This window comes from Pseudomonas sp. 1L-E-NC-VB-C3 (assembly GCF_057291535.1).
The window spans coordinates 129,979-142,843 of the sequence record NZ_JBXAWD010000010.1 but is presented as its reverse complement, the minus strand read 5'-3'; the positions used below and the strand labels follow the sequence as shown (position 1 = coordinate 142,843).

12 protein-coding genes are annotated in these 12,865 nt (G+C 55.9%); 2 read left to right on the top strand and 10 right to left on the bottom strand.

Annotation, left to right across the window (positions count from 1 at the left end):
* Positions 1-38: 38 nt before the first annotated feature.
* Positions 39-602: a GNAT family N-acetyltransferase gene (locus AC0Z5Z_RS17680; RefSeq protein ID WP_041478749.1), complete on the top strand. Its 564-nt coding sequence runs from the start codon at positions 39-41 to the stop codon at positions 600-602.
* A gap of 53 nt (positions 603-655) precedes the next feature.
* Here the strand turns inward: AC0Z5Z_RS17680 and AC0Z5Z_RS17675 are convergent, their stop codons facing one another.
* The 4 genes from AC0Z5Z_RS17675 to AC0Z5Z_RS17660 all read right to left on the bottom strand — a co-directional run bounded on the left by AC0Z5Z_RS17675 (position 656) and on the right by AC0Z5Z_RS17660 (position 4,301).
* Entirely contained in the window at positions 656-1,579 is a 924-nt protein-coding gene (locus AC0Z5Z_RS17675) for a universal stress protein (protein WP_150635444.1), read from the bottom strand.
* A 100-nt stretch (positions 1,580-1,679) separates the two neighbouring features.
* Complete coding sequence (locus AC0Z5Z_RS17670) at positions 1,680-2,921, bottom strand: MgtC/SapB family protein (protein WP_150742047.1); 1,242 nt, start codon at positions 2,919-2,921, stop codon at positions 1,680-1,682.
* A gap of 46 nt (positions 2,922-2,967) precedes the next feature.
* Positions 2,968-3,192 (bottom strand): hypothetical protein, encoded by a 225-nt coding sequence (locus AC0Z5Z_RS17665; protein WP_150742046.1) that lies wholly within the window; start codon positions 3,190-3,192, stop codon positions 2,968-2,970.
* Positions 3,193-3,227: 35 nt separating this feature from the next.
* Positions 3,228-4,301 carry an NAD(P)-dependent alcohol dehydrogenase gene (locus AC0Z5Z_RS17660; RefSeq protein ID WP_485611420.1) on the bottom strand — a complete coding sequence of 358 codons (1,074 nt, stop codon included), beginning with the start codon at positions 4,299-4,301 and terminating at the stop codon, positions 3,228-3,230.
* Positions 4,302-4,556: 255 nt separating this feature from the next.
* Between AC0Z5Z_RS17660 and AC0Z5Z_RS17655 the strand changes: the two genes are divergently transcribed.
* Complete coding sequence (locus AC0Z5Z_RS17655; protein ID WP_485611489.1) at positions 4,557-5,483, top strand: universal stress protein; 927 nt, start codon at positions 4,557-4,559, stop codon at positions 5,481-5,483.
* Between the two features lie 646 nt (positions 5,484-6,129).
* Here AC0Z5Z_RS17655 and AC0Z5Z_RS17650 read toward each other — a convergent pair.
* The 6 genes from AC0Z5Z_RS17650 to AC0Z5Z_RS17625 all read right to left on the bottom strand — a co-directional run bounded on the left by AC0Z5Z_RS17650 (position 6,130) and on the right by AC0Z5Z_RS17625 (position 12,620).
* Positions 6,130-6,306, bottom strand: coding sequence for a hypothetical protein (locus AC0Z5Z_RS17650; protein WP_485611419.1), 177 nt, complete (start codon positions 6,304-6,306; stop codon positions 6,130-6,132).
* 54 nt (positions 6,307-6,360) lie between these two features.
* Positions 6,361-7,056 (bottom strand): hypothetical protein, encoded by a 696-nt coding sequence (locus tag AC0Z5Z_RS17645; protein ID WP_485611418.1) that lies wholly within the window; start codon positions 7,054-7,056, stop codon positions 6,361-6,363.
* 131 nt (positions 7,057-7,187) lie between these two features.
* Positions 7,188-8,135, bottom strand: a complete 948-nt coding sequence (locus tag AC0Z5Z_RS17640) for a DUF4238 domain-containing protein (protein ID WP_485611417.1) — start codon at positions 8,133-8,135, stop codon at positions 7,188-7,190.
* Positions 8,136-8,236: 101 nt separating this feature from the next.
* The gene (locus tag AC0Z5Z_RS17635; protein WP_485611416.1) at positions 8,237-8,455 is read right to left on the bottom strand and encodes a hypothetical protein; all 219 of its coding nucleotides are present in this window, start codon (positions 8,453-8,455) and stop codon (positions 8,237-8,239) included.
* A 368-nt stretch (positions 8,456-8,823) separates the two neighbouring features.
* The gene (locus AC0Z5Z_RS17630) at positions 8,824-11,007 is read right to left on the bottom strand and encodes a DEAD/DEAH box helicase (RefSeq protein WP_485611415.1); all 2,184 of its coding nucleotides are present in this window, start codon (positions 11,005-11,007) and stop codon (positions 8,824-8,826) included.
* Complete coding sequence (locus AC0Z5Z_RS17625) at positions 11,004-12,620, bottom strand: HamA C-terminal domain-containing protein (RefSeq protein WP_485611414.1); 1,617 nt, start codon at positions 12,618-12,620, stop codon at positions 11,004-11,006. The genes AC0Z5Z_RS17630 and AC0Z5Z_RS17625 overlap by 4 nt, the downstream gene beginning before the upstream one ends.
* Positions 12,621-12,865 lie beyond the last annotated feature (245 nt).

Below are 12,865 nucleotides of genomic sequence, written 5' to 3'. Positions count from 1 at the left end.
AACGCCCGCCAGCCTTTTGAACCGGATGGAGAATGACCATGCTCACCGTCAAAGACCACAACGATCAGGCCGTGGCCGCTTACGCGGCGGTTTCCGGTCAATACTGGATTGAGGCGCTCAAGGACGGTCGCCATGTATTGATCCGGCCGCTCACGGAGAAGGATCGCCTGCGCGAATACGACTTCATCAAGCGCCTGTCCCCCGAATCCAGGCACATGCGTTTTCTCGCCCAGATCGGCGAACCCGGCACCGCTCTGCTCGACCAGTTGATGGACACCGATAACAAACAGCGCACCGCCTTCATTGCACTGGTTCACGAGAACGGCAAGTTGATCGAAATCGGCATCAGCCGCTATGCCGGCACAGGCGGACATCAATGCGAGTGCGCGGTGACGGTCGCCGATGAATGGCAGCACTTGGGCTTGGGCACGTTGCTGATGGAACACTTGATCAAGGCAGCCCGCCACAACGGATTTCGCCAGATGTACTCGGTCGATGCCGCCAGTAACGCGGCGATGCGCGATCTGGCCAAAAGCCTGGGCTTCGAGACCCACAATGATCCGGACGACGCACGCCAGGTCATTCATCGTCTTGACCTGTAAATGAATCGCCCCGAGGTGAGTCGGCCAACGATTCACCTCGGGGCGTTCGTGTTTCAGGATTGCAGTGTGGGTTGCGGCTTGATCGCCAGCACACTGCAAGGTGCCCGATGCAGCAGCTGTTCGGCGGTGCTGCCTAGCAACTTGCTCAAGCCGTGGTGCTGCACTGTGCCCATGACAATGACGTCGATCTGCTTGTTGATGGCGAACTCGCAGATACTGCGCACCGGCGCGCCCTCGATGAAGTGCCGGCATGAGGCTGGGACACCGTGACGCTCGGCCAGGGCCGTAAATGCCTCATGCTGCGCAGTGCCCAGCGCTTCATGAATCCCAGTGGCCAACGGCAATGCGCCGAACCCCATGTCCGTGGAGTAAACCGCCGTCCAGTCGTAAACATGCACCACATCAAGACTGGCATCGCACTGCGCGGCCAGTTGGGCGGCGGCATCGATGATCTGATCGTTGAACACGCAGTCCTGCTCTTCGCTGCGCAAGACATCGACGATGGCCAGCACACGGCGTGGGCGCGGATGGGTGTCGTCGGTCACCAGATGCACAGGCACCGGGCAATCGCGCAACAGTTGCCAGTCCAGCGGGGTGTAGAAAATACGCTCCAGCACGGACTCGTGCTGCACATCCTTGATGATCAATACCAACGGCATTTCGTTGATGAACTGCAGGATCTCGGCGAAGGGATCCTGAACCCACATCACCTCGCTGGTGACCATGATCTGATGCCTCGCCAGCAATGAAGCCTGCTCTGCGAGCCACTGCCGGTGAGTGCGCAGATAACCATCGCGGGCGAGGCGGATCTGCTCGGGGGCAAACAGCCCTGCCACTGCCAGCGCCTGCAAGTAGTCGAAGGCCACGATGTGCAACGGCAACTGCATGGCCTGGGCCAGCGCAGCCGCGCGCTCGAACGCCGGCGTGCGCTCCATGGCTGAAGGAGCGATCAACAGTAAACGCGGAGTCTGTGACATGGGATACCTCGGCATGCGGCCAGCCAGAACAAACAGTCTTCAGGGTGAATGCTGTGGCCATTGGCAGCTTGATCTTTGTCAGCAAGAGCACCGATTGCGCTCAAAACAGCACAGTGCCCGCCCACATGGCCAAGGTCAGCAACAACTGCCCCGGGATCACGCAGGCAGCGAAACGCCTGCCGCCGCTGACCCACGCCACCACGCATTTGCTCACCGAGTTACTGCTGACGGCAATCAGCGCTGGCACGACTATCGAGTCATAAGGCACCTGGCCCGCCTTGGCCAGGCTTGCGATGGACGCTGTGGCAGAGTGCGCATCGGCAAAGCCCGAAAGCATTGCGGTAAGCCACAGACCCGCCTGACCAAAGTGGCTGAGCATGGCCGAGGAGACGAATGTGATGCCGGTAAGCGTCAATGTCACGATGACCGCGAGTTTCAGATTGAACGCCCCTGCCGTGTCGACCGGTTTGCTGCGGCTCCCTCGCGTGGGGTCGGGGAACATCAGGCAGGCGCCGTACAACAACGTAGCGATCAAGCCGAAAAGCAGTGGCGTCCATACACTGTTCAGCAGATTCGGATCAACCATCATGAGGATCAGTCCGACCTGTATCACCGTTGCCAGATTGGAGAAAATCGCGGCCGCGCTGAGGATGCGGATGTTGCCCGGCTCATGGGCAAGGCGTTGGCCCATGGTCGCGATCGTCACGGTACTGGAGGCGAAGCCGGATGCAATCGCGCTGATGACGTAGCCATAGCGCGAGCCCAAAGCGCGCACGGCAATGTGGCCGAACGCGCCGACCAGCATCAGCAACACCGTCACGGTACAAATGGTGCGCAGATTGATCGCGGCGTACGGGCCGATATATCGGTCCGGTGCCAATGGCAGTATTACCAGCGCTGCGATCAGCAAGATCAGGCCATCACGCATTTCCGCGTCGGACAACTGGCTGTTGGCAAAGTGATGCAGCGTCTGGCGATACGCCAAAAGGCCCGCAATCACTACGCCAAGGGCAATGGCCAGCGCCGGCGCGGTTGCGCACAACGCGCCCAGGATCAGCACCGCGATCAACGCCACCTCGCTGGTCAGCCCAGGGTCGTCGCTTTGACTACGCCAGTAGGCAACGCTGGTCAGCAACGTGACACAGCCGGCGACGATCCCCAGCAGCAGGCCACCGCCGACCTGTAGCGCGACATACCCCAACAGCGCGGTAATGGCGAACGTGCGCAAACCTGCGCAGTGTCGCGCATCGCCGGTGCCCTTGTGCCGTTCACGCTCAAGACCGATGAGCATGCCGATCCCCAACGCCGCAGCGGCGCCGGACAGATCAAAAACCTCATTCATGATGGGTAGCGTCCCACAGGGTCTGCGACCCTGCTCTGCATTCGGCTTACGGCGAGCATTCAACGCTCACGGCCATTCGGCGCGCCGTTGCCGGCCGCGCTGGCAACGGCTGGGCAAACGCATTCGGCCACTCGTGAGGGGCGTTGATACGGGCCTCAAGCACCTCGACAAATTCCTGCGCAGCCTTAAGGCTCCTGAAGCCCACATCCCAGTCATCCATGTGCACGACCCAGCCATGGGGAGCGTGTTTTTCAGCGATCTTGATGTTCATGGAAACCCCGGTTTCAGCGGCACGCCAAGGTGCTTTCAAGGAGTGATTGCGACTTTCATGACCCCGTCGCGTTGATGAGCGAACAACTCATACGCCTGCTCGATGTCGTCCAGTTTGAAACGGTGAGTCACCAGCGGTGACAGATCGACGGCGCCGCTCTGCACCACCGCCATCAGGCGCCGCATGCGCTCCTTGCCGCCGGGGCACAGGGTGGAAACGATGCTGTAATCGCCCAGTCCGGCGGCAAACGCGCCGAGCGGGATGTGCAGATCGCTGGAATACACCCCGAGGCTGGACAAGCGCCCACCCGGGCGCAGCACACGCAACGCCGACTCGAACGTGCCTTGGGTACCCAGTGCTTCAATGGACACATCCACGCCACGGCCATCGGTCAACGCCATGATCTGCTCCACCACATTGCCGTCCTTGAAATTGACGGTATGGGTCGCGCCCAGCTGGCGCGCCATGGCCATGCGTTCGGGCACCGCGTCGACACCGATGATCGTGGTGGCGCCCTTCAGGCGCGCTCCGGCCACGGCGCAGAGGCCGATGGGACCCAATGCAAATACTGCGACAGCGTCGCCGATGGCGATCTCGCCCCGCTCCGCCCCCGAGAACCCGGTGGACATGATGTCCGGGCACATCAGCACCTGTTCATCGCTCAACTCATCGGGGATCGGGCACAGGTTGGCCTGTGCATCCGGCACCAATACGTACTCGGCCTGGCAACCGTCGATCGTGTTGCCAAACTTCCAGCCGCCAATGGCCTTGAAGCCGTGCCGGGTGTCCGGGCCGTCCTGCGAGCCGCAGCCACACAGGCACGCGTAACTGTGCCCGCTGGGGGTGATGGCACCGGCGATCACTCGCTGCCCTTCGATAAAACCGCGTACTTGCGAGCCCAATCGCTCAATGATGCCGACCGGTTCGTGGCCGATGATCAGTCCTCTTGCCACAGGGTATTCGCCGCGCAGGATATGCACGTCGGTGCCGCAAATGGTGGTGGTGGTCACGCGGATCAACGCATCCAGCGGACCGACTTCGGGGATTGGCTTGTCATCGAGCACGATGCGGTTTTTTTCAACGAATATTGCGGCTTTCATGGTGGCCATGATGACTTTCCCTCCGCCGACAGGTGAGTGCAGAGCAGAGCTTGAGCCGCGACGGCAGGGTCGTAGTTGATAATGGTCAACTATCCGAGGATCAGTGGTCTTGCTCGACCGTACATCCGCTCACGACCACGCGCTGATGTCTGGTTGATAAATATCAACCCCGCCCTGCTGGCTCGCTCCAGGATAAGCGCATGCGCCACTACTCACTCCAGGCATGCAGCGCAATGCTTGGGTGACTACCTCGGGAGTTCTGTCATGTCTGAGCAATCGCGTTTCATGCTGGTCGTGTCGCCGCTGATGAAAAACAGTCCCGCATTCGACCGCGCCGCCGCACTGGCCAAAGCGTCGGATGCCGCACTGCATATTGTCGCGTTTGATTATCTGGAGGGCCTGGCGACCGCAGGAATGGTCAACGAGCAAGCCCTGGAGCAGTTGCGTCTGGGCTATGTCGAACGCCATCATCAATGGCTCGAAGACCAGGCCCGGCCGCTGCGCAAGATCGGAGTGACCGTCACCACCGAGGTCGTCTGGGTGGACAATCCTTTGAAGGAGATCCTTATCCATTTGAAGGAACAGCCGATGGCCGCCCTTATAAAGGCTCTGGAGCACGAATCACTTCTGTCGCGGCTGATGTTCACGCCGCTGGACATCCACCTGTTGCGCGAATGCCCAGTGCCGCTGCATTTTGTCAGCCACGCTCAAAACGCTCTGCCACGCCGAATCGTCGCGGCGGTCGACCCTTTCCATCGTGAGGGCCAATACCAGGGCCTCAACGATCGGATCCTGCGCGAAGCAGCAAGACTGGCCAGTGTCTGCAATGGCAGCCTGGACGTGATTTATGCCCATGACCTGTCATCGATCAGCGCTGCCGAATTCGGCTTCAATAACGCGTCCGCGATCTTTTCTTCCAGCGCAGCCAAGAAACTGTTCGATGCCCAAGGCGAAGCTTTCCAGGCGCTGGCTGCGCGCAACAACATTCCGGCAGAAAACCAGCACATGATTGTGGGCGATCCCGCCAAGGTGCTTTCCAGCTATGCCGATGCTTACGACATCGATGTGATCGTAATGGGCCGCGTCACTCATCGAGGAATAGGCAGACTGGTTGGCAGCACGGTCGAGCATCTGTTGTACAAAATGCCTTGTAGCGTATGGGTCGTAGCGCCGGAAACGCTTACTCGCTGATGGATGCAGTCGACGCTGAAGAAAGGAGTGGAACTCCAGGCACCAGACGGCGACGGAATGGCCAGTCAGGAGCGTGGAAAACATTTCCACGGCACAAAAAATAAGGGCTTGCATGACATATGTCATGCAAGCCCTTGATATTTATGGTGCCCGAAGCCGGAATCGAACCGGCACGCCCTTACGAGCGGGGGATTTTAAGTCCGTTATTTTTTTCTTATAAATCATAACCTTATAGTGGTTATTTTTCCGCACCATACAAATTCTCTGTTCGTTTTAGAGTAGTGAAACCAGGACCTCAAAAGAAATTGCGGAAAGAATTCGGCCGCCGGAAGCACGCATTTCAAGCAAAGGCAGACGGACGTAGGTCTGAAGAAATGGCCTTACAACGTTCACCCGTTACAGCTCTACACTGAGTCCGCGTAGCACCACACTATCGGCAAAGCGGCCGACAGCCGTCAGACTGGCCCAGGTGCGCAGCGTCTCACGTCGCAAGCGCACCGCACCGGCCCTCAGCGGGCGCCACTGCGGCCCAGTCGGATCCACAAGCCCCAAGCGAGGCCACCGTGCATTTTTGCCACCAAGCACTCGCGCACCGCGTGTTGTTCAACCAAGGCACGCAAAACCTCTTCCTGAATGCATTCACCGTTCACTGTGCAAACTCCTGCCGAAGCGCCGTAGCAGCACCGTCGAAGATTTCATACAACGCCTTGATGCTCGCCGCGTCCAGCACTTCAACCGTCTCCAGTCCCAAGACAAGCCCGGCGGCGCGATCACTGGCACGCCACAGCTCGTCAGGGCTGGTCGCCTGGCTGATATGGGCCACCTTGGATCTTGACCGCAGGCGGCAGATCGAGAGCTCCCAATACGTCGTTTATGGTCACTCCCACTGCCATCCATTGAGGCTTGCCGGCGGTTGATTCGGCAGTTCGTACTGCTCGATCGCTTGGATCGCGTTGACTTCTTTGGAGCCTTGCAGGGACCGGCCTAATTCCAGGCGAAAGCGCTGCCATTCAACGTAAGAATGTGGACGTTTGAATCGTAGGTAGTGAGCTTGTTCGGCGGCTGCCCCCGGTAAAGGGCCAGCACACCGACGGTCGCCGGCCTTCATAGGCGTACGAATAAAACCTGTCCTGTTCCCGTAAAATCGGCGTAGGTAATTCCAGACCGCTAGGGGATGGTAAACCAGTCCCGGCGGTGGTGTTTTCCATGGCCAACAAAAAGGCTCCCACACCCGGGTCAGGTGTAGGGCCTTCTGGACGTAAACGACGTTGTTAGAAGTCCCCGCCCGCCCGTTTCGAAGATACGCACGGCCGATCTTCACCGGCACTGGGCCTTTCGACTTTTTTTCAGGTTTACGGTTTTTAATGGTCAGGTCGAAATCGAGGACTATAAATACGTAGTACCCATTGGCAACCTTTCCATGTTCGACCTTTACACCTTCCTTTTCCTGTCTCTCCAAATTCTGGCCCTCGACTGGGCCGACCATGTTAAACCCTACATCCCTCTCATCCAGCTCCTGAGTTTCCTGTTGGCCATCGTCGTCGGTGTATTCGCCGTGGCCGGGGTCATCCATCACTGGTAACTTCGATCCCCCACCGGGTCCGACGGGGGACTTTTCTACTTGTTCGATCCCCCGTCGTCAAAAGCCGCAAAGAACGAAGGTGATCGGAGGTGAAACTTAGAAACCGGGCAATTCAAGCCTGCTTACCTGCCCTTTCTTCGAAGTAAATCGGATCCGGCAACAATTTGGTCGTTGGAGAGTGCTGGGAACCAGCGTTTCGGTGAGTACACCTGATGTCTACTGAATGACATTGTTCTCGAGTTTATGGCGGCGATCACCTTGGGGTGTGCTTGCTCATAACCTTCCTCTCCGTCGAATGTACCGACTAGAGCCAAGTTTTGCGTGAGAGGAAATATCACCTCTGTGTCAGTTGCTCCGAACCCCGGACTATTTCGATAAAACGGAGGTATTTTTTCGGGGTGGCGCCAGCTCAGCGCGACAGGCCAATCACTTGATATGAAGTGCCCATCATTGGGGACTGCGCGATATAACACCCAACTCCTCTGGGCGAGCAGCTGCAGCGCTGTCTCATGCATTTTTTCCTCTAAGGACAGGTGATGCTCTGTAGTGACATCGATTTGGTACTCGCCCTTTTCCAGAAACACTTTCATTTGGTCGTACGAGATATTGGTGTTAATTACTTTCCCGTCACGCTTCATATCTGAAGTGATTTTGTCGTAGATTTCTCGCTTATGAAGAACCATGTCCATCGTCAGTTTTGCTATTTTTTCATGGAACTGCCGGGTGGACTCTCTACGATCCGGATGACGGGTTGCCAACAATGCCATCAGATTAAGGACGCAGGTTTTGGATTCACCTGCGAACTCATTGTTGGCTTCGATGCGACTCACGGCCGGTACAATCAGCGACTCAAACTTCCCCATCTCAGATTCCACGAAGTCACTCGGCCAACCCGGCACTGTGATTCTATTGAAGTCCCTGATGGCGCAGACATTGCGCGGGATGGTTTCGAAGCTGTCGCCCGTCGAGACATCGTAGACATTCAGCTTGGACTTTTTCGACCCGCCGTCAGTAAATGCACGCAGATAGGCCTGCGGAATATAGTGGTGATTCCTAGCCTTATTGCTCATTGCCATATCTTCTTTTTGGAAGAGCATTCTTCAGGAGGCGTCCCGGCAGGTGGCATTGTCCGGTACGACAGTTGGAGGAGTCAGCTGTGTTTGACGATTATCTAGGACTGACGTAGTCGCATAATCGCATCTGTAATCGCCTTCGCATTTGCGTCCAGGGTTTCCATAGCTACGACTGCATTAACGGCAACATCTTCTGCGCCATTTTCTGAAAGCCACTTCGTGACCTCATCAATTGCCGCACCGATCGCGTGCTGGTTATGCAGAAGCAACGTCAGTGCATCCGCCGTGGCGATGTTGGATTCAGAGTTATCTTGCATTGGGTCCATCCTGGAGTGGGGGTTCGGAAAGCCTAGATCATGCGTCCGGATCTAGTGGCCAAACGCTCTTTCCGCCGGCCCACTTTTCGCACCAGAATAGTGTGCCAGTCTCATATCAGTCCCATGGCGCCATTTTTCAGACACCAAAAACGAAAAAGATCCGACTCTTTCTAGGTAACTCAGGCGCTTGCATTTTCAGAATGGGGCGGTGAAGGTTAGATCCAAACTCAAAAACGCCTGTGATTATCAGTATTCACCCGATATCTCACCTATGGCCGCTTGACGTGGAGCTGAACAGTTCTCAGGTTCTGTGTCCTATTATAGATTAGTGATGCAATCCTGACGCCGAGCAGTGTGCTGAGATGATGTCATCCGATCCGGAGCGCGCGCTGGATGAACATTCGATCCACGTAGCCTAGGGATCGTACCCAAACGTCTTGGTTATCTCGAATGAATTGGCCAAGCTGATCCACGTCTGCCTTCTCAGGGAACTCCATCAGGTCAGCCAGGCGATGTAATGTCTGAATAGGGATTCCCATCTCTTCCAATGCGTTCACACCGGGAGGAAGGTGAAAGCTTTCAAAGACCATCCTGACGTGCGTGTAATCGACCTTGCTGCGGATGCCACGTTTGAGCGCATGATGCTTGACGATATCCTCCATAAGAGCGAGGAGCTTGGGCAAGGTAAAACCGTAGGTATTGGTGATGATCTTAAGATCATTGTTCAGGGCTTCGGAGAGCGTGCGCTTCGTCCCGTCAGTCATCCATTCCCGGGTGTATTCGATCTGGCTCTTCAAGTAATTCGAATAGCTGACCGCATTGACGTAACCAGCCAGCTTGGCGATCAGAAGATCTGGCGGCTTGACGCTGACGCCATTACGGCTGAACGTATGAGGTACCAGCCTGGCGATGATCCTCGCGAATGTTTTAAGAAAATTGGTAGCGGGTCCCCAGTGGAAAACGAGCGTAGCGAATTCGGTGTCATCCATCATCTCGACCATGCTGTGCAGCTCTTCGAACTGCTCGAATCGAAAGTAGGAGTGCTTTTTCACGAGATCGAAGGAGACACGATCGCTTACGAACACCTTGTCAAAGCGATCTTGAGAAAACTCAGAGAGATGATCAGGCTGAACGCTAGCGAGCAGATTTATCGGCGTCTCTACGTCCTGAGTGCCGAGTGGAATATCCACCTCTTGGTTGAGGTTGTCTTCCGGGATTTCTTCCAAGCAATAGATCGTGCCTACGAAGTGAACTCCCATCCGCCCTGCGCGCCCCTTGATGTTGCCGTGGGTGAATTTGTCGATGCTGCGAATGCCGTCGCGGTTGTCGTAGATCACCACGTTCTTGGCAATGGTGTTAACGCCTTCGATGATGGTGGAGGTACAGATTAGAAATCGTAGATTTCCCGCGTTGAACTGGTCAGCAGTGTACTGCTGCAACGCCCTGGGTAAGGCACCGAAGTGCAAGCCGATACCGTTTCTCAATGCGACGACATAATCCCACTCGGGATCGAACTCCTGGCTGACCCAATCGATATGTGGACTGCTGCTCGGAGTACCATAGCCATACCGGATCAATCCACGCGCCACGATGCCGGCGACCGTTGGCGACTTGCAGTAAATGATCGTTGCGTCATCGCAGTGTTGCGCGATCTGCCCAAGCGCCCTAAGTTTGCCATATTGATCGTTGGGCTTGATGCCGAAAGTGTGGACGTCGAGTGCTACGGTGTTGAAGTTACTGGAGACGAAAGTATGCGGACTGCCTAGATTCTCTAAGCCGCGAACACTGTTGATAAACGGCCCGGTAAAGTAGAACTGCTTGGAGACTTTAAGCAGCTTGCTCAGAGCGATGTTAAGTTCGATGACCCGTTCGTCCTTGTAGTCCGTTGTGCCGTCTTTGAGCTCACGGAAGGCCAGCTTGTAGAACTCATCGATTACGAAGAGATCGATGTCCTCGATATCGATTCGCTCGTTCACTCGCTCCTGGGTGAGCACGTAAACAGCCCGATCGGAATGACACTCCTGCGAGCTGTGGTGAATGATCTGGTAGCGCTCACCAAACCTCGACTGAAGTCGACGTCGTGTCTCGTCAGCAAGCGCCACGGTCGGTACTACTAGTACAAGCCGTTTCAGCTCACCCAAGCCCAGCAACGAGTCGACGATGGCACTCTTGCCCATACTGGTGGGGGCGCTGAGCACCACGTTTCGACCTGCTTTGAGCAGATCAAAAATGTGAAACTGCATCGAGTGGAAAACGAAGCTGTCCGAGAACGGAGTACGGTACAGATCCAAAACCCTCAGCTCTTCCGATGTCAGGTAGGAAAACTCCTTTTTCAGGTAAGGGAACAGTCCGGATTTTCTCACCATATTTTTAAGCAGCGTTGTGTGCTCAGAGAAACGCTCACGTGCATCGAGGGCCCGGACGATCAAGTCTCGCCCCAGGTCATACGACACTGGATTGGACAGCAGCTTATTAATCGCTGCCAAATACTTGAAAGATGAGAAGTCATTTCTTTGAAGGCTGAATTTCGCTTGCTCGTACACCTGAGTCATACCAGCTCCCTCACCTTCTTTTCGACCAATTTCGCTAGCCGCTCAAGGCTTGGAGCGGGGTAGATAAAGATTTGGATGCCTAGTTGCCCGAATGGCGAACCCTCTGCAAGGTCGGCGGCGAACTGTTCAAACAGTGCTACTGTTTCCTGCTGCAGGCGGTCCTCATGACCCGGTGTTTCAGGGTCTGTCACCAAATAGGAGTCATACCCAACGAACAGGACGAATTTGACGCGATCAAGGTGTGCGTCCAAAGGACGGCTGCCATCAAGGATCTCGTCAATGTCATGTCGAAGCAGATAGTCATCGTCTTTAACGTCCAGTATTTTGCTGCGCGCCGAATCGAAACATTCCTCGATGACCTCATAGAGCTCATTCCGTATTTCCGGCAACCGTGCAGAGATGTCGGTTTCGGTCACCAGTTCGCTGAAGCCAATCCAAAGCTGATCGCCCCCCGAATGACGACGAACAATGTGCACGTTTTCGAGAATTCTCTCCTCCCCTAGGCTTTCGACGTGCAGCATGCAGGGTATTGGTTGGCTTTCGTGATGCTGCCGGATGGTAGCGTGGAGCAGCACGCGCCCTAAGAACTCTCGAACATCATGGAGAGATTTGAAGACGGATGTGCGCAGTCTCTCCCGCTTTTCCAAGAGCGTCAGCTTGTGAATATCGGCAATCTCTTTGGGACGGAGGAAAACCTCATCAAGCCATTTGCAGACGTTCTCGACGATATGTTTGTAACGGTACTGGCCCAGGAAATATTCTTGATGCAGAACCTGTCCATTACGCTTGTCGCAAGCCGATGCCATCGGCGCTCTGAAGGGAATCAGGATGTGAGGCAAATTGCGTTTGACGTAGATTTTGCGGCCCGCTTTGGACTGGTCATCCACGACCCGTTGCTTGAACCAATCGAAGAGATCTGGCCTGGCGTAGGACTTATCGTCAGCACTGTGGACACGCCGGGAACGCTCGCCTTTGCGGGTCACCGTGTCGAGGATCAGGCACCAAATGTCTTCAGCAGCAGCTTCAGAGCTGAAGGTAACGCCATGCAGATCCTCGGAAGACCTTCGAATGTTCGCTATCCCCAGAAGCTCCACTTCGCGGATGGTGTGATAAACCTGCCAAATAGCTGCATCAACCCAATCGGCGACGGTAACGCCTGAGCCCGTCTGGTAGTTCTTCGTTCGCTCGTTCAGATCATCGATCAGGTCCTGCCTACCAGGCTTACCTTCCCGCGCCGAGGGCTTGATCGTCAGGTACTCCAAGGTCTTGTTGACCTTGTCTTCAGTAACGATCGAGTATCGCGGGGTTAGGCCTGAACCTGACTCGCATTGCATCGACTTGTGCAAGATTGAACTGCAGGGAATGGCTTTCTTGTCGGCGCCCTTCCCGTTTTTAACAATGTCCGAGATGTTCCAACGAGTCTTCTCGGTACTTTTGACTTGTATGAAGTCGACGTAGCCGTCAGAGATGATGTCAATATCGTCCGTGACCTCACAGCGGACGCTGCGGATGGTCTTGTCACGAAGCATGCGAGTGACGTGAAAAGCTGCGACACAGTCCTGAAACAGGAAACCGTGCTTGGCGGCTACACCGCCCGAATCGTTAGAATCCATCTCGACGTCCGTGACATTTTGCCGAGAATCTAGGGGATTATGTTGTGTTAGTCCACCTAATGATGGCAGTTAGCCCTTCCGCAGCGAAAGCAGCGGCAGCTGGACACGGCCACCTGCTGAGCAAAGTCTCGATAGGCAGCCAAAATATTGACCATACGGATGAAAAATAGCACCGCCAGTTCGCATCTGAGAAGGCGTTCTGCTTTATGCCCGGAAGAGGCTAACTGATTGGCAAAGCGGCATTA

Coding starts and splice junctions, on each gene's coding strand:
- AC0Z5Z_RS17680 (WP_041478749.1), top strand. CDS start 39: ATGCTCACCGTCAAAGACCACAACGATCAGGCCGTGGCCGCTTACGCG.
- AC0Z5Z_RS17655 (WP_485611489.1), top strand. CDS start 4,557: ATGTCTGAGCAATCGCGTTTCATGCTGGTCGTGTCGCCGCTGATGAAA.
- AC0Z5Z_RS17625 (WP_485611414.1), bottom strand. CDS start 12,620: ATGGATTCTAACGATTCGGGCGGTGTAGCCGCCAAGCACGGTTTCCTG.
- AC0Z5Z_RS17675 (WP_150635444.1), bottom strand. CDS start 1,579: ATGTCACAGACTCCGCGTTTACTGTTGATCGCTCCTTCAGCCATGGAG.
- AC0Z5Z_RS17670 (WP_150742047.1), bottom strand. CDS start 2,921: ATGAATGAGGTTTTTGATCTGTCCGGCGCCGCTGCGGCGTTGGGGATC.
- AC0Z5Z_RS17645 (WP_485611418.1), bottom strand. CDS start 7,056: ATGGATGACCCCGGCCACGGCGAATACACCGACGACGATGGCCAACAG.
- AC0Z5Z_RS17635 (WP_485611416.1), bottom strand. CDS start 8,455: ATGCAAGATAACTCTGAATCCAACATCGCCACGGCGGATGCACTGACG.
- AC0Z5Z_RS17660 (WP_485611420.1), bottom strand. CDS start 4,301: ATGGCCACCATGAAAGCCGCAATATTCGTTGAAAAAAACCGCATCGTG.
- AC0Z5Z_RS17640 (WP_485611417.1), bottom strand. CDS start 8,135: ATGAGCAATAAGGCTAGGAATCACCACTATATTCCGCAGGCCTATCTG.
- AC0Z5Z_RS17665 (WP_150742046.1), bottom strand. CDS start 3,192: ATGAACATCAAGATCGCTGAAAAACACGCTCCCCATGGCTGGGTCGTG.
- AC0Z5Z_RS17630 (WP_485611415.1), bottom strand. CDS start 11,007: ATGACTCAGGTGTACGAGCAAGCGAAATTCAGCCTTCAAAGAAATGAC.